The following is a 23658-nucleotide window of genomic DNA, read 5'->3' as shown; positions in this document are numbered from 1 at the left end:
ACCCTCGTGGCCGCTCCGAAGAGCACGAAGAGGACGCCCCGGGTGATGTCGGCGGTCGCCGAGTACGGCACCTTCCCCGGTCGTCCGTCCCTGGTGTGGACGGCCACCACCCGGCGCGGGCCCCCGGGGCGTGGCGCAGGACGACCGGGACGCCGACGTGGGGGCCGGTGACGAAGCGGAGGCGTTGGATGGCCGGCTTTCCGCCGGTCAGGTCCTTGTGCCGGCGGACGGCCCGAAGAGCCTGGCGGGCGCCTGGCCGGGACATGCCTGACACCACCGGTCGGTGAGCGGCGTCGGACGGCGACGGCTCCCGGGTCCCGTACGCCGGGACCACCGCGGACCTCACCCTGCGGATCGCCCTCGTGAGCATCGGTGGACCGACGGGGCGGACAGGGAGCGTGCCGGGACGACCGGGGCACATGGGTTACGCACCGGACCGCTTCACCGTCCACGAGCGGATCCCGGGCGTCCCCCGCCTCACTGACAGGTGATCGCCCGGGCGCACGGGCCCGGCACCGGTTTCACGCCGTGCGGTGCCGGGCGTAGTGGCGTTGTGCCTTCGCGCGGTTTCCGCAGCCGGCCATCGAGCACCAGCGGCGCGCACCGTTCTTGGAGACGTCGTAGAAGTGCAGCACACAGTCGCCGTTGGCGCAGGCGCGCACCCGGTCGGGGCGTTCGCCCATCAGGCGCAGCCAGTCCTCGGCCGCGTGCCAGGAGGGGATCCAGGCGGGCGACGCGATCTCCACCACCGACGTGGGCTGCCCCGCGGGGTCCAGTTCGCGTCGGATCCGCCCGTACGCCAGTACCTCGTTGAGCGCCCGCACGGCCGTCGGGTCGGGTTCGCCCGGGGAGGCGACCAGGGTGTCGAGGATGCCCCGGGTCCGGAGCAGCCGGTCCAGCGTCTCGCGGTCGGCCACCGCTTCCGCGCCGACCGTCTCCCGCACCGGGGAGCCGGCCAGCCAGACGGCCAGCCCCCCGGTTCCGTCGAGCAGGTCGTGGGCGCCGTCCGCGTCGATCCAGCGGGTGTTGAGGAGATCGAGCGAGAGCGGCTCACCGGTCAGCGGTCGCGGGTCGGACGCGGGGGGCGGCTGCACGGCGATTTCCTTCCGGCGGGCGGACGACGCGATGACACCCTCCATGCTAACCGGTCATACACATATCAGCGGTTGACGATGCGATACCTAACCCTTAAAGTCACTTTTGATGGTTGCGAGATCGCCTCGCGACTCCGACAGGGGTGAAGGTGTTCGACGATGAGCAAGGCACAGAACCTCCAGACCGGCCACATCGGCCTGAACGTCACCGACCTGGACCGTTCGCTCGCCTTCTACTGCGAGGTGTTCGACTTCGAGGTGATGGCGGAGGGCAAGGAGGACGGCCGCCGCTGGGCCTTCCTGGGACGCGGTTCCCGTCTCCTGATCACCCTCTGGCAGCAGAGCGAGGGCGCCTTCGCCACCGACCTCCCCGGCCTGCACCACCTGTCGTTCCAGCTGGACACGATCGAGGAGGTCCGCGCTGCCGAAGAGAACCTGCGCGGCCTGGACGCCGAGTTCACCTACCGGGGCGTGGTGCCGCACGGCGAGAGCGGCACGTCCGGCGGCATCTTCTTCAACGATCCCGACGGCATCCGCCTGGAGATCTACGCCCCCACCGGCGCCGACCCCGCAGACGCCCCCACCGCCGGCGCGCCCACCTGCGGCTTCTTCTGAACCCCGCCCGGCGGGTTCCGCCCTCCCGCGTGGCCCGGCGCGCCCGTTCGCCGCGTCGGCGGAAAGCCCTGGCAGCTCCGCCACGAGGGCCCCGCCGCTTCACGACCGCATGCGCCGGGCACCGCTCCCGAGGACGGCCCTCGCCGATGACAGCACCGACCGCGTACCGGAGAAACGGAAGGGATGCCGTGGCCACGTATCACAGCGGCGAGAGCGCCGTGCAGGAGCGGGCGGGCCTCGCCCGGCAGGCGGAGTTCTCGCTCGGCGGTATCGGCGACACCGTTCCCGATGCGGCGGCGGCGTTCCTGTCCGAACAGCCGATGCTGATCGCGGGCGGAGCGGACCGCGAGGGCCGCATCTGGGCCACCCAGCTGACCGGGGAGCCCGGTTTCCTCCGGGTCCCCGACCCCCGCACCCTCCTCGTCGGCGCACTCCCCTCGCCGGAGGATCCTCTGCACGGGATCCTCGTGGACGCCGGACGGGGCACCGCCCCCGTCCGGATCGGGATGATCGCGATCGAGCCGGCCACCCGGCGCAGGATGCGCGTCAACGGGCGCGCCGTCCGGTCCGGGGACGGCCTGCGGGTCGATCTCGACCAGGTCGTCGCCAACTGCCCCAAGTACCTCCAGAAACGGGACGTCCGGCTGCCCGGACCGGACGCGCGCACCCGGCCGGGGGCGGCCCGGACGGCAACTGACGGCACGCGTCTCTCTCCCGCGCAGCAGGAGGCACTGCGGTCCGCCGACACGTTCTTCGTCGCCACCGCGTCCGATCGCGGTGACGCGGACGCCTCACACCGGGGAGGCAATCCGGGCTTCGTCCAAGTGCTCTCCCCGTCCCTCCTGCGCTGGCCGGACTACACGGGCAACGCCATGTTCCTCACCCTCGGAAACCTCCTTCTCAACCCGGCCGCCGGCATCTTCGTACCGGGATGGGAGACGGGTACCGCCCTGCACCTCACCGGTACGGCCCGCACGGTGTGGGACGCCGAGGAGATCGCGGGAGTCCCCGGGGCACAGCGGCTCGTCGAGTTCTCCGTCACCGCGGTACGGGAGATCACCGCTGCGTCCGGCCTGCGTTGGAGCTCCCCCGAATACTCCCGCTTCAATCCCGCCGTGGCCGTGCTTCCCGTGCCGGAGCCGGGCGCCGCACCCACCACTCGAACCCCGTAAGGGAGACATCATGCGGATTTCCGTGGACATGGACCGCTGTGAGAGCCACGGACAGTGCGTCTTCGCCGCACCCGAGGTCTTCTCCTTCGACGACGAGGACTACCTCGTGTACGACTCCGCGCCCGACGACGCCGTGCGGGGTGGGGTCGAGAAGGCGGCCATGTCCTGTCCCGTACGGGCCATCACGCTCGCCCCTGCCTCGTGAAGTCCGACGACCGCCGTGAACTGGTGATCGTGGGCGCCTCGCTCGCGGGGATCCGGGCGGCGCGCACGCTACGGGCCGGCGGGTTCGGCGGACGGCTGACTTTGGTCGGTGACGAGTTCCACGCCCCTTACGACCGGCCCCCGTTGTCCAAACAGGTCCTCAGCGAGGACAGCCCGCCGGACACCACGCTCCCCGTCGACGGGGACCTGCGGGCGCGTTGGCTGCTCGGCCGCCGAGCCGTGGGCCTCGACCCGCGCGCCGCCGAACTCGTCCTGGAGGGCGGCACGGTACTGCCGTACGACGGGCTGCTCATCACCACCGGCGCCGCCGCGCGGGGTCGGCCGGCCGGGCGGACACCGCCGCCTCCCGGGGTGTACACCCTCAGGAGCCTCGACGACGCCCACGCGCTCCGTGCGCAACTGACCCCCGGCCGGCGCCTGCTGGTCGTCGGCGCCGGCTTCCTCGGCGGCGAGATCGCGGCCGCCGGCCGGTCCCGTCGCATGACCGTCACCCTGGTGGAGGCGGCCCGGCTGCCCCTGGAGCGGGCCGTCGGCGCCGAGGCCGGCACCTTCGTCGCGGAACTCCACCGTGAGGCGGGCATCGATCTCCGGCCGCTCACCACCGTCGAGGAGTTCCGCACCGGTACCGACGGCAGGCTGAGCGGCGCGCTGCTCTCCGACGGCACCGCCCTCGCCGTGGACGTGGCGGTGCTCGCCCTCGGAGCCGTACCCGCGACGGGGTGGCTGCGCGGCTCGGGCCTCGCGCTCGACGGAGGTGTGCTCTGCGACGGCCGGCTGCGCGCCCGGTACGCCGACGGCTCGATCGTGCCCGGAGTGCTGGCCGCCGGTGACGTCGCCCGGGTGCCGCAACCGCTCGCGAACGGTGAACCGTTCTCCCTGGGCCACTGGTCGAACGCGGTCGGCCAGGGGATCACGGCCGGCCACAACCTGCTCGGCACCGAGGCCTCGCAGACGTTCGACGACGTGCCGTCCTTCTGGTCCGACCTGCACGGTGTCAGGATCCGGTCGGTCGGCCTGCCCGGCACCGCGGACGAGGTCAGGGTCCACGAGATGGACGTGCGGGCCCGGCGCGTGGAGATCAGTTACCACCGGGCGGGCCGGCTCGTCGGCGCGCTGACCGTGGGTCGTACGGCCGGACTCGCCGCCTACCGGGCCGAGCTCGGCCGTACGCCGTCGGCCGCCGCCTGACGCGACCGCCGCAGCCCCTCGTGACGCCCCGGCGGCCGGCCGTCCCCGTACGGGGCGCGGACCACCATCACGTGCACACGGCGGTTCCCGCGACCGGGTCGTCGTTGACCTCACCGCGACGAGCCGTTCCGCCTCGCCGCCCGGGTGCACCTGTCCGCCGTCACCGCCGTGGCCCTGGCCGCCACCGCCTACGCCCGTGTCCTGGGCAGGAAGCCGAGCCGGCCTTCTCCGCGGACCCGCGGGGCGCCGGGAACGGCGGGACGTCCACCGTCCGGGCCGAGCGGGGCACCGCTTTCGGGGCCGGTCGCGCGGCACCCGCCGGGTCCGGGGACGGGGCGGGTGCCGTCAGGTGAACAGTTTGAGGTCCCTCGCCAGCATCTGGGCCTTGTTCCCGCCGGGTGTGGTCTTGTCCGGGCCCAGCAGCACGGGCACCAGCATCCCGCGCAACCCGGTGAACTGCCGGAAGTCGGCCTTCGCCGACAGCTCCGGGACGAGGTCCTTCGGGAGGTGGTACGTCCGCGTGAACAGCGGCGCTTCCTGCGCGGCGACCGTCGTGCCGGTCCCCGGTCCGCCGGCCGCGGCGTCCGCGACGAAGAGGCCGGGGTGGCCGACGCCCAGTTCCAGGCAGTGGATCTGTGAGCTCTCGCGCCCGTCCGGCGTGGTGGCGTGGGAGGTGTCGGCGCTGAATTCGATGGTGGTGGCGTTGTCCAGCTGGAGACTGAACTTCACCCGGGTGGAGTGCACGGTCAGGGCGTGCCGGAGCTCCAGCCGTTTGTCGCCCCACTGCGGGCCCAGCGCGTCGCGCAGGACGGCGGCGAAGGCGTTGTCGGGCGTGGTGCCGAGGCAGAACTCCGCCACCTCCGGACTGGTGACGGGGTCGGCGGACAGGTGCACCTGGGAGGCGAGGCGGAACGGCTCGTTGCGGAAGGTGACGGTCCCGCCCTTGACCGCGAACAGGAACGTGCCCTCGGGGTCGGTGGACACGTGCCGGCGCCGTAGGACGATGCCCTTCTTCAGCAGGTCGTGTTCGGCCGTGTCGTAGTAGGTGTCGTGCGTCTCCTTCACTCCGTGGGCGGTGGCGGCCCGGATGCCGTACTCCGCGGCCTCCGCCGGCGCACCCACCAGCAGCTCCAGTACGCCGATCGCCCGGGTCAGCTGTCCGTCGGTGACGACGTACTCCGCTTCGGCCTCGATCGTCGTCGCCATTTCCCTGCCGATCTGCAGCACCTGGCTGTGGGCCGCGTAGACGGGGCGGTCCGGGGTGAGGTCCTCGCTGAGGTTCCACTCCGTCCGCGTCTGGTTGACCGCGGCGTCGGCGTACTCCTTCGGGGTGAGGGGACGGAGCCGCAGCAGACCGGTGTGCCCCTTGCCGTCGGCTCCGCCGCTGCGGTGGATGTAGGTGTTCTTGGCGCCCTTCCGCGCGGCGACGTACCAGTCGGCGCGCAGTCCCGGGCGGGGCATCTTGTCCTCGACGTAGGCGCGTGCCCTGGCGGGATCCGCCCTGGCTTCAGCCGGAGCATCGAGGAGCCGCGCCAGCTGCTCCCAGCTGTACGTCACGGCCACGCGGGCGACGTTGCGCTGGTCCTGCCGGGTGCGGTCCTTGCCGGGTGTGACCACGGCGATCGCGTCGAGGGTCTTGTCGAGGTCCCGTTCGAGTCTGAGCGTCACCATGTCGTGGGGGTCCGCGAAGTGCTCGGGGTTGCTGCGGATGGTGGCGGTCACCGACACGCCGTCGCCGTTCACGACGGGATTGTCCAGCGACAGACGGCCGAAGGCGTCCCACTCCTCCGACCCGTACGTCACCGCCGGTTTGATCCACTCGGACGCTGCTGTGGGGAACCGGCGTTTCCGGTCGAATACGAAGGTCCCCTCCAGCCAGGTCGGAGTGCACAGTTCGACTCCCATGCCCTCGGTGGTCAGGTGGGCCGTGCTCGTGCCCTCCACCGCCGGCCTGGCCTCCACGACGGCCGGGTAGGGGTCGGGTGCGATCCGGGTGACGGCGCTCTGCTCGACGGGGGTCCCGATGCCGTCCAGCAGGTACATCCAGCGACTGGTCTTCACGTGGTTCACGACCTTGCGCAGTTGTCCGTCCGGACCCCTTACGCATGCTCCCTTGGGTATGAGGAACCTCGGGGGAACGCTCTCTTCGGATGTGGTCATGCCTGCCCTCCTGATGCGTCCGCTGCACGGGGTTTCCCCGGCGGCCGGGCACGACGGCAGCGCCGTACCCGGAACGCGCCTTCGGGAATCCCGGAGGAGCACACGCTAACGCGGCCCCGGCCCCTTTCCCACCCTCGAAGTCCAGGAAATCCAGCACCATGGGAATACTCGTGACCCGGCTGTGACCACAACGAACTCGCGCCGCGGGCCCGGTCATTAATGGAGGAGGGAATAACCGATTCCCGATCAGTTTTGATTGAATTCGGAGAAATTCGGACAGTGGCAGAACAGGGCCGGACGGATGCGCCCGCGTCGGCACATCCCACCGGTCCCTGGGCTGCGGTCCGGGCGGACGGCAGCAGCGGTGAACGACGGGTCCTCGGACGGACCCCGTGCTCGCCCCGGGTGCGCCGTGAGGAACGAGTTCTGCGCTGCCACTCGTACGTTTCCCCAGGCCGGCCGGGCCGCACCGATACCATCGAGCACCTCGCCCGGGAGGGCGAGGCGTACTGTGCGGTCGTCCCGACACCCGCTCAGGCCGGGTGATCGGCCGGCCCGTCCTTGCCGCAGAGGGGGACGCCTCCTGCGGGGAGAGTCGGCCAGTGCGGTGCGCCAGCGGGCGTGAGGGCCGCGCAGGCGGGACGGTTCCACGTCGGCCCGCGCCCGGGCCGGCAGTTCTGCCGCCGCGAAGGGCTCGACGGGGCAGTCGTCGACCCGGCCAGCAGGCCCTTCGGCGGAGGGGTTTCCTGTCTGGGCGGACAGCGGCAGCACGGGCAGCGCAGCGGGGCGCGGATCGGCGCGCGGCTCCCGCACCGGGGAGAGCTCGCCCAGGCGCTGGAAGGCGTCCCGATCGTCCCCGGCACCGCCCTGGTAATCGACCCTTCCGGTGTCGCCTGTTGCGGTCCCACGGGTGTCACCGCGTTCGTGACCGTCGCGGTGGAACGCATGACGAAACCGAGAAGCCACAGCACCAGGACGGCGACGGCGACCGACCAGAGGAACTTGACGGTGAAGCCGACACCGGAGAGGAGCAGCGCAAGAAGCAGAACGAGTGCCAGGGGAACCATGATTACCGATCTCCTGCATCCTCATCTGCCTGGAAATTCCTTCGCCGTTCACCCCGCGACGCCTTTTCGCGAAAGAAAGGCCGGGGTGGAAACAGGTCACCGCGACAGCGGGAGGAACTGTCAGGAGGTGTTCTTCAATGGCTGCCGACGAGAAGTCCCAGGAAAGGACCGAGCAGGTCAAGGGCAAGATGAAGGAAGCCCTGGGAAGCGCCGTCGGAAACGACCGGACGGCCGCCGAGGGGCAGGTGGGAAAGAGCACGGGCGACTGGCCGGGCCCGGCGGACGCATTCGGGCCGCCACGCGCCCGGCCCGCTGCGGGCCCTGCTGCCGCCCGTGATGGGCGGCCTGCTGGAGTTCGGCGACCGCTCGGGGGAGATCCGGCTGGTCCTCTACCTCTCCGGCGACACCCTGATGTACGACGGGCTGCGCGAGATCGCGGCGCGCCACCCGGACATCCACCTGGCGGTCCTGCACCTCGGCGGCACGACCCTGCCCGGCGGTCTGGTGGTCACCATGGACGCCGGGCAGGGCGCCGACCTGCTCGACCTGTTGCGCCCGCGGCGCGCGCTGCCCGTCCATCACAGCGACTACACGGTCTTCCGCTCCCCGTTGGGGGACTTCCTCGCGGAGGCGGGGCGCAGGGGCCACGGTGCACGGCTGGTGCGGTGCGCCCCGGGTGAGCGGGTCACCGTCGGGGACCGGGCGACGGCCTGACCCGCACGCCCCGCGGTCACGACGGGAGCGCCGCCACCCTCGTGGCCGCTCCGAAGAGCACGAAGAGGACGCCCCGGGTGATGTCGGCGGTCGCCGAGTACGGCACCTTCCCCGGTCGTCCGTCCCTGGTGTGGACGGCCACCACCCGGCGCGGGCCCCCGGGGCGTGGCGCAGGACGACCGGGACGCCGGCGTGCAGGAGGTGGGACACGGAAGACGGATGCGGTCGTGCGGCGGTCCCCTGTGGCGCTCTCCGGGCGCCCCAGCAACCGGAATGTCGTCGTCCACTTTCGATTGCACGCAACTTAGTTGCGTGCAATTTAATTGTGCGCTATGTTTCTCGCAGTGCTCGACACCACCGGACCAGGGAAGGCAGCGATCACCATGCCGTTCATCACCGTCGGCCAGGAGAACACCACCGACATCGAGCTCTACTACGAGGACCACGGCACCGGGCAGCCGGTCGTGCTGATCCACGGCTACCCGCTCGACGGCCGCTCCTGGGAGAAGCAGTCCGCCGCCCTGCTGAAGGCCGGCTACCGCGTCATCACCTACGACCGGCGCGGCTTCGGCCGCTCCTCGCAGCCCACCACCGGCTACGACTACGACACCTTCGCCGCCGACCTGAACACCGTCCTGGAGACCCTCGACCTGCGCGACGCGGTCCTGGTCGGCTTCTCCATGGGCACCGGCGAGGTCGGCCGCTACCTGGGCACCCACGGCTCCGCCCGCATCGCCAAGGCGGCCTTCCTCGCCTCCCTGGAACCCTTCCTGCTCAAGACCGACGACAACCCCACCGGCGTCGACGCCGGCGTCTTCGAAGGCATCGAGCAGGCCGTCACCGCCGACCGCTACGCCTACTTCACCGCCTTCTACCAGGACTTCTACAACCTCGACGAGAACCTCGGCACCCGCATCAGCGAAGAGGCCCTGCGCCACAGCTGGAACACCGCCGCCGGCGCCTCCTGGTACGCCTCCCTGGCCTGCGTGGCCACCTGGACCACCGACTTCCGCGCCGACGTCGGCAGGATCGACGTCCCGGCGCTGATCCTGCACGGCACCGCCGACCGCATCCTGCCCATCGAGTCCACCGGCGAGCCCTTCCACCGGGCGCTGCCGCAGGCCGACTACGTCGTCATCGACGGCGCCCCCCACGGCCTGCTGTGGACCCACGCCCAGGAGGTCACCGACGCCCTCCTCGCCTTCCTGGCCAAGTAGGCGAACCCTGCGCCCACGGGGCCTGGAGCACCTGTGCGCCCGTACGCCGTGACCCGGCGTGCGGGCGCACAGCCGGTCGTCAGTCCGCGCCGTGGCACTCCCCGTACGCCCGCCCCGAGCCGCACCAGCACGCCGCCGACCGCTCCGGGGGCCACGCCACCGCCCGGCCGCGTGCCGCCAGTGTCGTGGCGTACTGGGGAAGCAGGGCCGGGTCGGCGGGGGAGGCGAGTTCGGAGGCGGCGAAGGCCTCGTACGACGGGACCGTGCCCGTGACGACGCCCAGGTTCCGCGTGCCCGAGGCCGCCAGCTCCCGCAGGGCCGCCTCCATGGCCGCGAGGTGCTCCTCGTAGGAGGGGTACTCCTCCGCCAGCGGCGGGTACGCCTCCTTCAGCTCCGCCAGTTCGCCGGCCGGCCAGTGCAGCACCGCCACCGGGAACGGGCGGGACAACGCCTCCCGGTACGCGCCCAGTTCGGCGCGCAGACGGATGATCTCCGCCTCCAGTTCCACCGGGTTCTCCGAGCCCAGGGTCCACACCCGCTTCGGGTCGTGGAGTTCGTCCAGGCCGATCGGGAGGGTGTGGACGGTGTCCGCCAGGGCGTCCCACTCGTCGTGCGCCGCGCCGAGCATCCTGCGCACGCGGTGGCGGCCGAAGAGGAGCGGGTGGGTGGCGCGCGGGGGTTCCTCGACCCCGGTCAGGAGGAGGAGCACCGCCTGCGTGAACGTCTCGTGCGCCTGCTCCAGCTCGTCGTGCGCTTCCAGGGACTCCGCGACGATCACCCAGGGGGCGGGGTCGCGCGGGGCCGCCGTGCGGATGCCGGTGATGATCGCGCGGGCCTCCGCCTCGTGGCCGTACTCCCAGAGGTTCGACGCCTTGAGGGCCCGGACCAGGTACGGGTCGTCCAGCTCCCGGGAGGAGGCCAGCAGACGGTCGTAGAGGGCGGTCGCGGCGGGGCGGTCGCCGGAGAGCTCCCGGTGGGCGGCGGCACGCAGGAGCAGGGCCTCGGCGTCCTCGGGATACCGGTCGGCGATCCGCTCCAGGCGGTCGGCTTCGGCGGTGTGGTCGACGTTTTCGGCAGGCGTGTCGGGGCGCATGGGTGACACCGTACTGCCGAGAGGTGACGAGAGGTGAGGGAGCGGGGGCGGACGGGTCGCCCGGGCCCGCTCGCGGTGCCCCGTGGTCCGTACGACGGATGTCCGGCCGGCGGAACCGTCGGGCCGGTGCCGGACGTTGTGTGGTGCGGGGGCCGGAACCCGGTCCGGCACGAGCGGCGATCCGGTACGACCGGTCGTACGGCAGGTTCGACGAGACGGGGGAGGGGCGGCGCGAGTGATCCGTCATCGGGCGACCGCGCGTCCCGCCTTCGCCGTGCTCCTGCCGCTGCTCCAGGCCGTCCTGCTCCTGCTGCCCGCCGCCGGCGGGCTCTCCCTGGCCGACGTCGCGCTCGCCGCGACCGCCGCCGCCGGTACCGCGCTCGCCGTCTGCGCGCTCGTCGCCGCCCGCTGCGCGCCCACCGTGCCGCCCACCCGGGTGCGCACGGCGATACGCGACCGCGACCGGCGTACGGCCTTCCTGCCCCAGCGCGACCCCGACGCCAAGGGGCGCACCAGACCCCGAGCGCCCGGACGCGCCCTCCTGGCGACCGCCGCGTAGGGCACTTCCGTACGTCCACCACGCCCCGCTGCGGGTCGTCATGCCGCCGTTTCCCGTACTTCCGGCACGACGAGACCCCCGGAGGGCTCACCCATGTCCGTCTTCGCCAGCCTGGTCGAGCACCTGGCCGACCTGCTCCAGCCGCTGTTCGGCGCCTTCGCGGCCGCCGCGGCGATCGTCCTGTTCACCGCGTTCGTACGACTCCTCGTCCACCCCCTGTCCCGCGCCGCCGCACGCGGGCAGAAGGCCCGCGCGGCGCTCCAGCCGCGCATCACCGAGCTGCGCCGCAAGCACGGCCGCGACCCCGAGAGGCTGCAGCGGGCCGTGCTGGAACTGCACGCGCGGGAGAGGGTGTCGCCGCTCTCCGGGTGCCTGCCCAGCCTGCTCCAACTGCCCGCCTTCTTCCTGCTGTACCACCTCTTCTCCAGCGAGACGATCGGCGGACGGACCAACGAGCTGCTCGGACACCGGCTGTTCGAGGCGCCGCTCGGCGGCAGGTGGACGGACGCGCTCGGGGACGGCGGGGTGTTCGGCGGGCCCGGACTGGTGTACGTCGGGCTGTTCGCGGTCGTCGCCGTCGTCGCCTGGTGCGGCTACCGGCTGTCCCGGCGGATGATGGCGGCCAACCCCGCGATGCCCGCGGCCGGCGAGGGGGAGCAGGTGCCGGGGCTGGGTGCGGTGACCAGGGTGATGCCGTTCATGTCCTTCCTCACGCTCGTCACCGTCGCCGTCCTGCCGCTGGCCGCCGCGCTGTACATGGTGACCAGTACGGCGTGGAGCGTGGCGGAGCGGGCCGTGCTCCACCGCTGAGCGCGGGGCGGGCCGGGTCGGGGGCGCCGTTGGCCCACGGTCATGGGGGTGCGGGGGCTGGATGTGTGCGGTCCCCGCACCACCCCGGGGCGCCGGGCGAAGGCTGTCGGGGCCGGGCGCACGATCCCCGCGGTCCAGTACGTGAACCGGGTCTTGCGGAGTGGACCATCGGACCGGAGGATCGACCAGTCCTCCGATGGCTGCGCCCCGCCGTATCCGGGCCGGGGTCCATCGGGCGGGCCCGCGATCGAGGGAGACGGGAAACATGAAGCTGCTGCGAGTCGGCACGGCGGGACAGGAGCGGCCGGCGCTGCTCGACGACGAGGGGACCCTGCGCGACCTGTCGGGTCTCGTCCCCGACATCGACGGGGCGCTGCTCGCCGACGAGGCCGCGCTCGGCCGGATCAGGACCGCCGCCGGCACCGGCGAGCTGCCCGTGCTGGACGGGACGGGGCTGCGGATCGGGCCGCCGGTGGCGCGGATCGGGAAGATCGTCTGCATCGGGCTGAACTACCACGACCACGCCCGCGAGACGGGGGCCGAGCCGCCCGCCGAGCCGGTCGTCTTCCTCAAGGCGCCGGACACGGTCGTCGGCCCCGACGACACGGTGCTGGTGCCGCGCGGGTCGGTGAAGACCGACTGGGAGGTCGAACTGGCGGTCGTCATCGGGCGTACGGCGCGGTACCTGGAGTCGGCGGAGGAGGGGCTCGCGCACGTCGCCGGGTACGCCGTCGCGCACGACGTCTCCGAGCGGGAGTTCCAGCTCGAACGGGGCGGGACCTGGGACAAGGGGAAGAACTGCGAGACGTTCAACCCGCTGGGGCCGTGGCTGGTGACCGCCGACGAGGTCGGCGATCCGCAGGACCTGTCGCTGCGGCTGTGGGTCAACGGGGAGCTGAAGCAGGACGGGACGACCGCCGAGCAGATCTTCCCGGTGGGTGAGGTCGTGCGGTACGTCAGCCGGTTCATGACGCTGTATCCCGGTGACGTCGTCAGCACCGGGACGCCGGCGGGGGTGGCGCTGGGGGAGCCGGAGCCGAAGCCGTTCCTGCGGGCCGGGGACGTGGTCGAGCTGGAGATCTCCGGGCTCGGCAGGCAGCGGCAGGAGTTCAGAAGCGCCTGAGGTGCGGGGACCGCGCCGGCCGGCCACGGCCCACCCGCGGCCGGCCGGCGCGGTCCCCGCCGCCCCGGAGACTTCTACGAGCGGGACAGGAAGGCCTCCAGGGCCTCCACCACCAGCTCGTGGTCCTGGAGCTGGGGGAGGCCCGAGACCGTCACCGCGCCGATGACGCCCACGCCCTCCACCGTGATGGGGAAGGAGCCGCCGTGGGCCGCGTAGGTGTCGGGGTCCAGACGGGAGGACGCCTCGAACGTCGTGCCCTTGGCGCGGTGCCGGGCGCCCACCAGATAGGAGGCGGAGCCGTAGCGCTCGACGACCCGGCGCTTGCGGGCGATCCAGGCGTCGTTGTCGGGGGCGGAGCCGGGCAGGGCCGCGTGGAAGAGCTGCTGGCCCGCGCGGTGGATGTCGACGGCGACGGGAGCCCGGCGCTCGCGTGCCATCTCCACCAGCAGGGAGCCGAGCGCCCACGCGTCGTCGTGCGTGAACCGCCGGAACGCCAGGCGGCGTTCCTGCGCCTCCAGCTCCTCCACGCCCGGAGGCTGCTCCGGGCTCTGCTTCGGGGTGGTCACAGCGTCACCGTCACCTTCTCCAGGGCCGACCTGCGGGCGGCCTCCAGTACGTCCAGGGCGGTGGCCGCCTCCCGCGCGGTCACCGGGTTGGGGGCGCCCTCCAGCAGGGACTTCGCCACGGCCGCGTAGTAGGCGGGGTAGTCGCCCGGGAGGGTCGGCACGGGGTGTCCGCCGCCGGTCACCGGGGACTCCCCGGCGCCGATGCGGCCCCACAGCTCCTCGGGTTCCGTGCCCCAGCCGGCGCCGGGGCGCAGGCCGTCGCGCAGGGCGGCCTCCTGGGGGTCGAGGCCGTGCTTGACGTAGCCGGACTTCGAGCCCAGGACGCGGAAGCGCGGGCCGAGCTGGGCCGTGGTCGCCGAGACGTGGAGGTGGGAGCGGACGCCGTTCGCGTGCGTCAGCGCGATGAACGTGTCGTCGTCGGTCCGCGCGCCGTCGCGCCGGATGTCCGCCTCGGCGTAGACGGCGGTCACCGGGCCGAAGAGGACCACTGCCTGGTCGACGACGTGGCTGCCGAGGTCGTAGAGCAGACCTCCGATCTCTGCGGGGTCCCCGGACTCCCGCCAGCCGCCCTTGAGCTGCGGGCGCCAGCGCTCGAAGCGGGACTCGAAGCGGTACACCTCGCCGAGCTCGCCCTCGTCGATCAGCTTGCGCAGGGTGAGGAAGTCGTTGTCCCAGCGGCGGTTCTGGAAGACGGAGAGGAGCAGGCCGCGTTCCTCGGCGAGCGCCGCCAGCTCGCGCGCCTCGGCCGCCGTGCCGGAGAGCGGCTTGTCGACGACGACCGGAAGACCGGCCCCGAGGGCGGTCCTGGCGAGCGGGACGTGCGTCCTGTTCGGGGACGCGACGACGATCAGGTCCAGTTCGCCGGCGCGGGCGAACAGCTCGTCCGGGCTCGCGGCGACGCGTACGTCAGGGAACTCGGCGCGGGCCTGCCGCTGCCGCCCGGGGTTCGAGGTGACCACCGTGTCGAGCGCGAGGCCCTCGGTCGCGGCGATCAGCGGGGCGTGGAACACGGAGCCCGCGAGGCCGTAGCCGACGAGTCCGACGCGCAGGGGAGTGCCAGTCATGGCCCCTACTTTCGCAACGCTGTTGCCAAAGTGCAAGCAGGGGAGAGAATGGGCCGGTGAACAGGACGAACGACGGCATCGGCGGGGCACACGGTGCGCCCGGCGCCCCACTGGGGGCGAACCTGCTCGCCCTGCGCAGCCACAACACCGCGCTCGTGCTCGACCTGCTGCGGACCGCCGGGACGGAGGGGATCAGCCGGCTGGAACTCGCCGAGCGGACCGGACTCACCCCGCAGGCGGTCAGCAAGATCACGGCCCGGCTGCGGGCGGACGGGCTCGCGGCCGAGGCGGGGCGCCGGGCCTCCACGGGCGGCAAGCCGCGCACGGTGCTGCGGCTGGTCCCGGAGGCGGGGCACGCGGTGGGCGTCCACCTGGACCGGGACGAGGTGCGGGCGGTCCTGGTCGACCTCGACGGGACGGTGGTGGACCGGCGGCGGGCCCCGCTGGCCCTGGGCGCGGGGGCGGACGCGGTCCTGGCACGGGTGGCCGGGGCGGTCGAGGCGCTGCGGACGCCGGGTGCGGCCGGGACGGGCCGGCCTCCGCTCGGCGTCGGGGTCGCGCTGCCCGGGCCGCTCGACCACGCCAGGGGCGTGCTGCACCGGGTCACCGGTTTCCCCGAGTGGGACGGCTTCCCGCTCCGGGACGCGCTGGCCCGGCGGCTCGGCGTGCCGGTGGTCGTCGACAAGGACACCAACGCGGCGGCGCTGGGCCTGGCGGTCGGCGGCGAGGGCGGTTCCTTCGCCTACCTGCATCTCGGTACGGGGCTGGGGGCGGGGCTGGTGATCGGCGGGACCGTGCACCGGGGGGCGAGGACCGGGGCGGGGGAGTTCGGGCACCAGGTGATCCAGCTGGACGGGCCGCGGTGCGGGTGCGGCGGGCGGGGATGCGTGGAGGCGCTGTGCCTCGGGGCCGTGGTACGGGGGGAGACGGAGGAGGCGGCGCGGGTGCTGGGGGTGGGGGCGGGGAACCTGGTGGGGCTGCTGGACATCGACCGGGTGCTGCTCGGGGGGCGGACGGTCGAGGGGGACCCGGAGGCGTTCGCACGGGGCGTACGGGCCGTACTGGACGCGCGGGCCCGGCGGACGGGGGACGCGGCGGTGCCGGTGCGGGTGGTCGGCGGCGGGGTCGCCGAGGGGGCGGCGCAGTTGGTGCTGGCGCCGGTGTTCGGGCGGGGGGACGGGTAGGGGGCCCTGGGGACCGGGTTTGCGGGGCGCCCGCGTCCGCGCGGGCCGGAGGGGGTGGCGCGACCCGGCGCCCGCGGGGTGCCGCCGCGCCCACCCGTGCCGCCCCGGCGGCACGACTGCCCGCGGGAACGCCGCCCGCGGCCCCGACCCGCCCACCGGCCCCGGCGAGCGCACGCACCCCGCGCCCGTGAACCGAACCGAGCCGAGCCGAGGCGCATCCGGCGTTCCCTCATGATCCGGGGCTGTTTAGGCTGGGGCGCACGCAGGACCGCGTACGGCAGGAGATCACGCACATGGCAGACCGCAAGCCGATCGAATCGTGGCTCACCGACATGGACGGGGTGCTGATCCACGAAGGCGTACCGATCCCCGGCGCCGACGCCTTCATCAAGAAGCTGCGCGAGTCCGGGAGGCCCTTCCTGGTCCTCACCAACAACTCGATCTACACCCCGCGCGACCTGCACGCCCGACTGCGCCGCATGGGCCTGGAGGTGCCGATCGAGAACATCTGGACCTCCGCCCTCGCCACCGCCAAGTTCCTGGACGACCAGCGCCCGAACGGCTCGGCGTACGTCATCGGCGAGGCCGGACTGACCACCGCGCTGCACGACATCGGCTACGTCCTCACCGACCACGAGCCCGACTACGTGGTCCTCGGGGAGACCCGGACGTACTCCTTCGAGGCCATGACGAAGGCGGTCCGCCTCATCAACGACGGTGCCCGCTTCATCTGCACCAACCCCGACGAGACCGGTCCCTCCACCGAGGGGCCCCTCCCGGCGACCGGCGCGGTGGCCGCGCTCATCACCAAGGCGACCGGCAGGCAGCCGTACTTCGCGGGCAAGCCGAACCCCCTGATGATGCGCACCGGGCTCAACACCATCGGGGCCCACTCCGAGAGCAGCGCGATGATCGGCGACCGGATGGACACCGACGTCCTGGCGGGTATCGAGGCCGGCATGCAGACGTTCCTGGTGCTCACCGGCCTGACCCGGACCGAGCAGGTGGAGAACTGGCCGTACCGGCCGTCCAAGGTCGTGGACTCCATCGCGGACCTCGTCGACCTGATCTGACCCCGTCCACCCGTACGGAGCAGTCGCCACCCCCATGGGGATGCGGCACCGGAACCCGCGCGGGACCCTCCAGATGTCTGGAGGTACACGATGGGTTCCCCGCTGAACACCCTCCGTACGGGACGCCCGCCCGGCACCGGACGGCTGCTCGCCGGCGCGGCCTGGACGGCGTTGCTGCTCGGACTGTGGCTGTGGGGCGGTGAGCGGAGCGGCGCACCCGTCGGCGCGTCCGGGACCGCCGTCGGCGACATGGCGGCGGCCGGACGGCCGCCCAGGGTCGAACTGCCGCCCGCGCACCGCCCCTTGGCCGCCGCGGAACCGAGGCGCCTCGACATCCCGGCTCTCGGCGTCCGCGTACCGGTGGTGGCCGGAGGGAACGGCCGGCCGGACGCGGTCCACTGGTACGCGGACGGGGTGGCGCCGGGGGAGCCCGGCGCCGCGCTGGTGGTGGGGTCCGCCGCCCTCCGCCCGGTCGACGCGCTCGAACCCGGCCGGACGATCCGGGTGGCCCGCGCGGACGCGGGGGTCGCCGAGTTCACCGTGGAGGACGTCCGGGTCCTCCCCCGCGAACGGTTCGACGCCCGGCGGGCCGCCGAGCCGGGCCCCGCGGACCGGGCCGGACTCCTGCTGGTCGCCTGCGCCGAGGACCCCGGCCGGGCCGCCGGCGGCTGCACGGCCGTCGCGATCGTCTCGGCGTACCTGACCGGGAGCGGGGCCGGGAGCGGGGCCGGGGCCTGAATCCCGCGCCCCTGACCCGGCGACCGGCACCACGCCACGGACCGGTCGCGGTCCGTGCTCCCGCAGGTGGCCCCCGCCGCCGGGCCGCACGGCACGACCGGGCACGCCCGTGGCACCGGGCCGTAGCAGACGGCGGACCAGGTCGGGTTCGGACTCGTGGGCGTCGCGGGGCGTGTGCCAGGATTGGGGCTCGGAGCACATGGAACAAGTGCACCCAAGGGGGGCATGATGTACGGCAGCAGGGGGGTCGGGGCGTTCGTCGGGGGGCGGACCTCCGCGGCGGTGCTGGGGGCGGCGCTGCTGATCACGGGGTGTTCGTCCTCGGACGGCAAGAAGGAGGAGCCGGACGCCGGCGCGGGGATCACGCAGCAGCCGAAGGAGTCCGACCCGTTCTGGGTCAACCCGGACGGCAACGCCGCGCGACAGGTCGCCCGGCTGGTGGAGGACGGCAAGAAGGAGCAGGCCGACCAGATCCGCAAGATCGCCCAGCAGCCCGTCGGCGAGTGGATCAGCCCGGAGAACCCCGAGGAACAGGCCCGCGGCTTCACCGAGAGCGCGAACGAGGCGGGCCGCACCGCACTGCTGGTCCTCTACAACATCCCGCACCGCGACTGCGGCCAGTACTCGCAGGGCGGCGCCGCCGACGGCGACGCCTACCGCGCCTTCGTCGACGGTGTCGCCAAGGGCATCGGGGACCGTCCGGCGACCGTGATCCTGGAACCCGACGCGGTGCTGCACCTGGTGGACGGCTGCACCCCGGACGAGTTCCACGAGGAGCGCTACGACCTCCTCAAGGGCGCCATAGCCACACTGAAGGACCTGAGGAACACCAAGGTCTACCTGGACGCGGGCAACGCCGGCTGGGGCGACCCCGACCAGATCCACGAGCCGTTGAAGTGGGCGGGCGTCGACCAGGCCGACGGCTTCTCGGTGAACGTCTCCAACTTCTACTCCACCGAGGACTCCATCGCCTACGGCAAGCAGCTCTCCGCCAAGATCGGCGGCAAGCCCTTCGTCATCGACACCAGCCGCAACGGCAACGGCCCCTACACCGAGGGCGCCGCGGACGAACGCTGGTGCAACCCGCCCGGCCGCGCCCTCGGCGAGACCCCGACGACCAGGACGGCCGACCCCCTGGTCGACGCCTACCTGTGGGTCAAGCGGCCGGGGGAGTCGGACGGCGAGTGCAAGGGCGGCCCGAAGGCGGGCGAGTGGTGGCCCGAGTACGCCCTGAAACTGGCCGAGGAATCCGGGTAACGGCGAGTGCCCCGCGCCCGAGGGGCGCGGGGCTGTGACATGCGCGGCCGCCGCCGCGCGGGCGCGACCGGCCGCGACGGACGCGCGACGGACCCGCGGCCGGGCCGCGCAGCGCTACGGCACCTGCACCCACTGCGCCTTGCTGGGCGTCCCGTCACCGTCGTTCACGAACAGCATGTACCAACCGGACTGAACCAGGTTCCTGTTCTCCGGCACCGTCACGGTGATCTTGTCCCCGTCGGTCTTGAAGTCCAGCGCGATCGACCGCTGGTCCACGTCCGTGACGTGCGTGGACGCGCTCGGCCGGATCAACCGCACGCTCCTGACCGACGCCGCGTCCGCCGAGGTGAACGTGCCGGACCCGCCGCGCTCGATGGTCTTCGGCCCGTCCGACAGGTCGGGCTGCTCGTCGTCGCCGTACAGGTACGGCGGCGTGTAGATCTCGATGCGCTGCTCGAACTCGCCCGGCTTGGTGTTCGCCTTGTCGGCGTAGAGCGAGTCGGAGCCGAAGACCATCACACGGCCGTCGGGCAGCAGGATGGAGCCCGAGTGGTAGTTGCGGCCCACCAGCGGGTCGGCGACCCGCTGGAACGCGTTCTTCTCCGTGTCGTAGATCCGCGCCTCGAGGATGTTGGAGTCGCTGCGGCCCCGGTAGTCCTCCGAGCCGCCGGTGACCAGCACATCGTCGTTCGGCAGGATCGACGCCTGCGGGTAGCGGGTGCCCTTGTCCAGTGACGGTCCGTCGACGAACTTCGGGTCGTCGGCCTTGAGGTCGACGATCCGGGTCTTCTCACTGGCCAGCCGGGACTCGCCGACCCCGCCGCCGCCGATCACCATGTACTTCTCGTCCTGCGCGGGCGGCAGCAGCACCGTTCCGGACGTCTCCAGCATGTCGGGGTCGCTCAGCCCGGGGACCTTCGTGAACTCGTTGGTCTCCACGTCCCAGACGCCCGGGTCGCGGCCCACGTCGTCCGGTCCGTAGCCGGCGTTCGAACCCGAGTAGAAGACCTTGCCGTTCTGCATCAGGAACAGCGCCGGGTACGTCGGGAACTGGCGGACCTTGTCGGTGTAGGCCCACTCCTTGGTCTGCGGGTCGTAGATCTCGTTCTTGCCCGGTACCAGCTGGCCGATGTCGTCGAGGCCGGAGACGCTGAGGATCCTGCCGTCGCTCAGGGTGGTGAGCGTCGGGTACCAGCGGGCCTCCTTCATCGGGTCGACCTTGATGTACTTCTCGGCGACCGGGTCGAACTCGAAGGCTCCCCGGATGCCCTGGAAGTCCTTCTTGTCCAGGGCGAGCTTCTCGGCGATGCCGTACGTGTTGCGCGCGTCGGCGCCGGTCAGGCCCTGCACCTTGTAGTTGTCCTGGGTGCCGGTCTCGTACGTGGCGCCCTCCTTCTGCGCCTCGACGTAGATGCGGCCCACGCCCGGGGTGTTGCCCAGGAACTCGCCGGTCCCCGGGTCGAAGTTCTTCTCGGCGCGCGGGACGAGCACCGGGTCCTTCGAGACGAAGGTCTTGCCGTTCCCCTTGCCGGTGAACTTCGTGCCGGCGGGCAGGGTGATCGGCTTGTCCGGGTTCTCGTTGTGGACGAGCATCAGGCCGCCGGCCTTCTTCACGTCACCCTTGAGCTTCTCGTACCGCTTGGTGCCGCCCGCGATCAGCAGGTTGCCGTTGGCGAGCTGGGTGTGGCCGGTGCAGAACAGGTCGGTGGGCGTCGGCACCTTCTTGATGCTCCCCTTGACGGGGTCCCAGACGCGGGTGTCGTACCTCTTCGCGTCGAAGTTGTCCTGGTCGTTGCCCGAACCGGCGATGAGCAGCACCTTCCCGGTGCGCAGCAGCGCCGCGTGGATGGTGTTCTGCCGGTACTCCTCGGGGAACTCGACGATCTCCCACTTGCCGTTCGCGGCCTTGTACTCGGGCTGGTTGATCCTGTACTGGTGGTACTTCCCGGTGCCGAAGCGGTACAGCCACGGCCCGTTCATTCCGGCCAGCGCCAGCACCACCGCCGTGCCTATCGCGATCCGACGGGCCCGACGGCGGCCTGCACGGTCCTTCATTCCTTACGTCCCCCAAGTCCACCAAGGGCGATCTGCATGGTCTGGTCGTTTCCGGGGGTGTCCCCGGCGCCTGCGGGCCCACCGTGCGAGGCGGCCCAGGTGGGCCGGTCCCGCGGGGCGTGCTGCTGCGGCGGCTCCTGCGTGCGGGGCGCCTCGGCGGCACCCGGCCGCCCGCCCCCGGCGTGGGCGCCGGGCTTCTTCCGGTCCTGCCGCATGCCGTGCCGCCAGGCGAACATCGGTGCGGCGGTGATCAGCAGGGCGAAGGTCGCCCAGATCACCATCGCCGGGTGGGAGTGTCCGTAGACGAAGCCCGCGGCGACGGAACCGGCGAAGATCAGGATGAAGTACCAGTGGTACCGGAAGGTTCCGAACCAGGTGTCCGGGCTGGCCGAATCACCCTTCGGAGTGACCACGAACTTGCTCTTCCTGCGCAGGACGGAGTCGATCAGCGCCTTCGCGTACAGCGGCGCCGACAGCGCGGACATCACCATGCCGGCCACACCGCCGGAGCCCTCCGGCTCGTGCGGCGAGACGTTGTGCCGGCGGTTCCAGACGTACAGGCCGATCTGCAGGGCGGAGGCGTTGCCGTAGAGCATCAGCCAGACCGTGGGGTCGATGTTCACGCCCGAGGCGCCCAGGCCCAGGAACAGCGCACAGCTCAGCGCCGCCAGGATCCAGTTCAGGGCCGACATCGGATAGAAGATGATCATCATCGTGTAGTTGAAGAGCTTGCTCGGCGGGAGCGAGTACCAGCCCTTCCAGTACTGCTTGAGGATCGTCTCGTACGTACCGCGCGACCAGCGCATCTGCTGGGTGAAGAAGTCGGTCCAGGCGTTGGGGCCCTCACCGACCGCGAGCACGTCCGGGGTGTACACCGAGCGCCACTTCTTGCCCGTCGCCGGGTTCCTGTGGCGGTGCATCTCGAAGCCGGTCGCCATGTCCTCGGTGATCGAGTCGTACAGACCGCCGATCTGCTTGAGCGCCTTGATGCGCACGGCGTTGGAGGTGCCCACGAACATCGGCGAGCCGTAGCGGTTGCCGGCGCGCTGGATCAGCGCGTGGAAGAGGAACTGCTGGGACTCGGCGGCCTTGGTGACGAAGTTGTCGTAGTTGCCGTAGACCTGCGGGCCGATGACGAAGCCGACGTCGGGGTCGCGGAAGAAGCCGAGCATCCGCTCCAGGTAGTTCGGCAGCGGCACGTGGTCGGTGTCCACCGAGGCGAAGAAGTCGTAGTCGTCGCCGTGCGCGTCCAGCCAGGCGTTGTAGTTGCCGTGCTTGGTCCTGGCGCGGTGTGCGCCCTTCTCCTGGTTCCACTTCGCGACGCCCTTGCGGGAGAAGTGGTGCACGCCGAGCCGGGCGCAGACCTCCTTCACCTCGGGGTCGTCGCCCTCGTCGAGCAGCCAGACGTGCATCAGGCCCCGGTGGCGGATCCTGACGGCCGCCTCCAGGGTCTTCGTCACCATCTCCAGCGGCTCCTTGCCGGGCACGAAGGAGGTGAGGAAGGCGACCCGGGTGCCGGTCTCGGGCACCACCGGGACCGGGTCGCGGGCGACCAGCGTGGCGTGCGCGTTCGACAGCACGTTCATGCAGCGGAAGAACTCGATCAGGCCGATCGAGACGAGCATGACGATGTCGAGGGCCGGCAGCCACGCGGACTCCACGTAGTCCCGCTCGGTCCAGTGCGAGGGCTGCAGCAGCCACACCAGCAGCACCAGCGACAGTATCGGGGCCGCGGCCAGCATCAGCGCGATGCGGATGCGGTGCGGCTCCTGGCTGATCAGCGAGCGGTACTGCACCTTGTACGGTCTGTTCGGATCGGGCTGGGTGAGGGGACCCGCGAGCCGGCTGTAGTGCTCGTAGTCGTATCTCGGCAGCGCCTTCTTGATCCGGCGGAACGTGCCCGTGTTCCAGTTCCGATGGCCGGGCACCCTGAGCTGGGTGGTCTGGGACGGGTCGTCGTCCTTCTGGGCGCCCGTCGGCGTCGACGTCATGAGTCATCCCCCCAACACACGACGGTCGCCGCGTGTTTTCGTCGCTTCCTCACATCCGGTCCGGTCCCCCTCGACCGCCACGGACGTATCAGTGGTGGACCGCTGTCACCACGTCACCCACACCTTATAGACACGGCACAGCGTTGTTCCGGTTGCATGATGCCCCCCTCGGCATCGCTTCATGAAACGGGACCCTTGTCCCGGATCGTCAGCAACCGGTTTCTTGCCCCCCAACCGCCGCGAACCAGCGGCAACGTGAAGAACCCAGGGTCTACGGTGTCCATCATGATCGCAAGACGTGAAACGCGGTGTTCACCGGTCATACGGGTCCATTGTGAACGCTGGGGGAGCTCCCGGGGGCCGATGGTGCATACATGCGCCGAGTGGGTTGCGTTCAACGGCCGCGAGGGGGTATCCGGCCAAAAACCGACGGGCCCCTCGTCTGTACGAGGAGCCCGTCGGGTCGGTGCGCCGCCAGGGACTCGAACCCCGGACCCGCTGATTAAGAGTCAGCTGCTCTAACCAACTGAGCTAGCGGCGCGCGCTGACGGCGTAACTCTACAGGACCCCGGCGGGTGCCTCCGACCGCCGTCCGCCCGGCCGCCACCCGCAGGCCACACCCGGTACGGACCCGGTCCACTGCCCGTACATCATTCGGACCGTCAACATGCGCGTGCGGAGGACAGTTGCGAA

19 protein-coding genes, 1 tRNA gene and 2 pseudogenes are annotated in these 23658 nt (G+C 72.0%); 13 read left to right on the top strand and 9 right to left on the bottom strand.

Annotated features, from left to right (window positions below):
- Positions 1–521 precede the first annotated feature (521 nt).
- The gene (locus KYY02_RS06200) at positions 522–1094 is read right to left on the bottom strand and encodes a CGNR zinc finger domain-containing protein (RefSeq protein ID WP_371236430.1); all 573 of its coding nucleotides are present in this window, start codon (positions 1092–1094) and stop codon (positions 522–524) included.
- A gap of 159 nt (positions 1095–1253) precedes the next feature.
- Here KYY02_RS06200 and KYY02_RS06195 point away from each other — a divergent pair, with 159 nt between their 5' ends.
- From KYY02_RS06195 to KYY02_RS06180, 4 genes are all read left to right on the top strand, one after another.
- Positions 1254–1709 carry a VOC family protein gene (locus KYY02_RS06195; protein WP_371236429.1) on the top strand — a complete coding sequence of 152 codons (456 nt, stop codon included), beginning with the start codon at positions 1254–1256 and terminating at the stop codon, positions 1707–1709.
- A gap of 188 nt (positions 1710–1897) precedes the next feature.
- Positions 1898–2881 (top strand): pyridoxamine 5'-phosphate oxidase family protein, encoded by a 984-nt coding sequence (locus KYY02_RS06190; protein ID WP_371236428.1) that lies wholly within the window; start codon positions 1898–1900, stop codon positions 2879–2881.
- Positions 2882–2891: 10 nt separating this feature from the next.
- Positions 2892–3086, top strand: coding sequence for a ferredoxin (locus KYY02_RS06185; protein WP_371236427.1), 195 nt, complete (start codon positions 2892–2894; stop codon positions 3084–3086).
- The gene (locus KYY02_RS06180) at positions 3083–4294 is read left to right on the top strand and encodes an NAD(P)/FAD-dependent oxidoreductase (RefSeq protein ID WP_371236425.1); all 1212 of its coding nucleotides are present in this window, start codon (positions 3083–3085) and stop codon (positions 4292–4294) included. Before KYY02_RS06185 ends, KYY02_RS06180 begins: the two co-directional genes overlap by 4 nt.
- Positions 4295–4639: 345 nt before the next feature.
- On the opposite strand, the gene KYY02_RS06175 is transcribed toward KYY02_RS06180, so the two are convergent.
- A complete protein-coding gene (locus KYY02_RS06175; protein ID WP_371236424.1) occupies positions 4640–6454 on the bottom strand; it encodes a hypothetical protein in 1815 nt (604 codons plus the stop codon).
- 935 nt (positions 6455–7389) lie between these two features.
- Positions 7390–7521, bottom strand: a pseudogene (locus tag KYY02_RS06170) (hydrophobic protein); the annotation flags it as partial.
- Positions 7522–7812: 291 nt separating this feature from the next.
- Between KYY02_RS06170 and KYY02_RS06165 the strand changes: the two are divergent.
- Both KYY02_RS06165 and KYY02_RS06160 read left to right on the top strand, forming a co-directional pair.
- Positions 7813–8235, top strand: a pseudogene (locus KYY02_RS06165) (MBL fold metallo-hydrolase); the annotation flags it as partial.
- Positions 8236–8618: 383 nt separating this feature from the next.
- Entirely contained in the window at positions 8619–9452 is an 834-nt protein-coding gene (locus tag KYY02_RS06160; protein ID WP_371236550.1) for an alpha/beta fold hydrolase, read from the top strand.
- A gap of 79 nt (positions 9453–9531) precedes the next feature.
- On the opposite strand, the gene KYY02_RS06155 is transcribed toward KYY02_RS06160, so the two are convergent.
- Positions 9532–10545: an SEC-C metal-binding domain-containing protein gene (locus tag KYY02_RS06155; RefSeq protein WP_371236423.1), complete on the bottom strand. Its 1014-nt coding sequence runs from the start codon at positions 10543–10545 to the stop codon at positions 9532–9534.
- Positions 10546–10780: 235 nt separating this feature from the next.
- Between KYY02_RS06155 and KYY02_RS06150 the strand changes: the two genes are divergently transcribed.
- The 3 genes from KYY02_RS06150 to KYY02_RS06140 all read left to right on the top strand — a co-directional run bounded on the left by KYY02_RS06150 (position 10781) and on the right by KYY02_RS06140 (position 13037).
- Positions 10781–11104 carry a DUF6412 domain-containing protein gene (locus KYY02_RS06150; protein ID WP_371236422.1) on the top strand — a complete coding sequence of 108 codons (324 nt, stop codon included), beginning with the start codon at positions 10781–10783 and terminating at the stop codon, positions 11102–11104.
- 93 nt (positions 11105–11197) lie between these two features.
- A complete protein-coding gene (locus KYY02_RS06145; RefSeq protein ID WP_371236420.1) occupies positions 11198–11914 on the top strand; it encodes a YidC/Oxa1 family membrane protein insertase in 717 nt (238 codons plus the stop codon).
- Positions 11915–12179: 265 nt separating this feature from the next.
- Positions 12180–13037, top strand: a complete 858-nt coding sequence (locus tag KYY02_RS06140) for a fumarylacetoacetate hydrolase family protein (RefSeq protein ID WP_371236418.1) — start codon at positions 12180–12182, stop codon at positions 13035–13037.
- Positions 13038–13111: 74 nt separating this feature from the next.
- On the opposite strand, the gene KYY02_RS06135 is transcribed toward KYY02_RS06140, so the two are convergent.
- Entirely contained in the window at positions 13112–13603 is a 492-nt protein-coding gene (locus tag KYY02_RS06135; RefSeq protein WP_371236417.1) for a heme-degrading domain-containing protein, read from the bottom strand.
- A complete protein-coding gene (locus tag KYY02_RS06130) occupies positions 13600–14667 on the bottom strand; it encodes a Gfo/Idh/MocA family oxidoreductase (protein WP_371236415.1) in 1068 nt (355 codons plus the stop codon). Before KYY02_RS06130 ends, KYY02_RS06135 begins: the two co-directional genes overlap by 4 nt.
- A gap of 56 nt (positions 14668–14723) precedes the next feature.
- On the opposite strand from KYY02_RS06130, the gene KYY02_RS06125 reads away from it, so the two are divergent.
- The 4 genes from KYY02_RS06125 to KYY02_RS06110 all read left to right on the top strand — a co-directional run bounded on the left by KYY02_RS06125 (position 14724) and on the right by KYY02_RS06110 (position 18919).
- Positions 14724–15851, top strand: coding sequence for an ROK family transcriptional regulator (locus KYY02_RS06125; RefSeq protein WP_371236414.1), 1128 nt, complete (start codon positions 14724–14726; stop codon positions 15849–15851).
- A 293-nt stretch (positions 15852–16144) separates the two neighbouring features.
- On the top strand, positions 16145–16924 hold the full coding sequence (locus KYY02_RS06120; protein WP_371236412.1) for an HAD-IIA family hydrolase: 780 nt from the start codon (positions 16145–16147) through the stop codon (positions 16922–16924).
- A 90-nt stretch (positions 16925–17014) separates the two neighbouring features.
- Positions 17015–17662 (top strand): sortase domain-containing protein, encoded by a 648-nt coding sequence (locus KYY02_RS06115; RefSeq protein WP_371236410.1) that lies wholly within the window; start codon positions 17015–17017, stop codon positions 17660–17662.
- A 228-nt stretch (positions 17663–17890) separates the two neighbouring features.
- Positions 17891–18919 carry a glycoside hydrolase family 6 protein gene (locus KYY02_RS06110; protein ID WP_371236548.1) on the top strand — a complete coding sequence of 343 codons (1029 nt, stop codon included), beginning with the start codon at positions 17891–17893 and terminating at the stop codon, positions 18917–18919.
- Positions 18920–19033: 114 nt separating this feature from the next.
- On the opposite strand, the gene glxA is transcribed toward KYY02_RS06110, so the two are convergent.
- The 3 genes from glxA to KYY02_RS06095 all read right to left on the bottom strand — a co-directional run bounded on the left by glxA (position 19034) and on the right by KYY02_RS06095 (position 23506).
- Positions 19034–20974 carry a radical copper oxidase GlxA gene (gene glxA, locus KYY02_RS06105; RefSeq protein ID WP_371236409.1) on the bottom strand — a complete coding sequence of 647 codons (1941 nt, stop codon included), beginning with the start codon at positions 20972–20974 and terminating at the stop codon, positions 19034–19036.
- Positions 20971–22965: a glycosyltransferase family 2 protein gene (locus tag KYY02_RS06100; protein WP_371236408.1), complete on the bottom strand. Its 1995-nt coding sequence runs from the start codon at positions 22963–22965 to the stop codon at positions 20971–20973. The genes glxA and KYY02_RS06100 overlap by 4 nt, the downstream gene beginning before the upstream one ends.
- A 467-nt stretch (positions 22966–23432) precedes the next feature.
- Positions 23433–23506 (bottom strand) — tRNA-Lys (locus KYY02_RS06095).
- Positions 23507–23658: the final 152 nt, after the last annotated feature.

Origin of the sequence: Streptomyces pimonensis, from assembly GCF_041380215.1 — a bacterium.
Taxonomy (GTDB): domain Bacteria; phylum Actinomycetota; class Actinomycetes; order Streptomycetales; family Streptomycetaceae; genus Streptomyces; species Streptomyces pimonensis.
The sequence above is the reverse complement of the archived record's forward strand: the minus strand, read 5'-3'. Positions and strand labels throughout refer to the sequence as shown.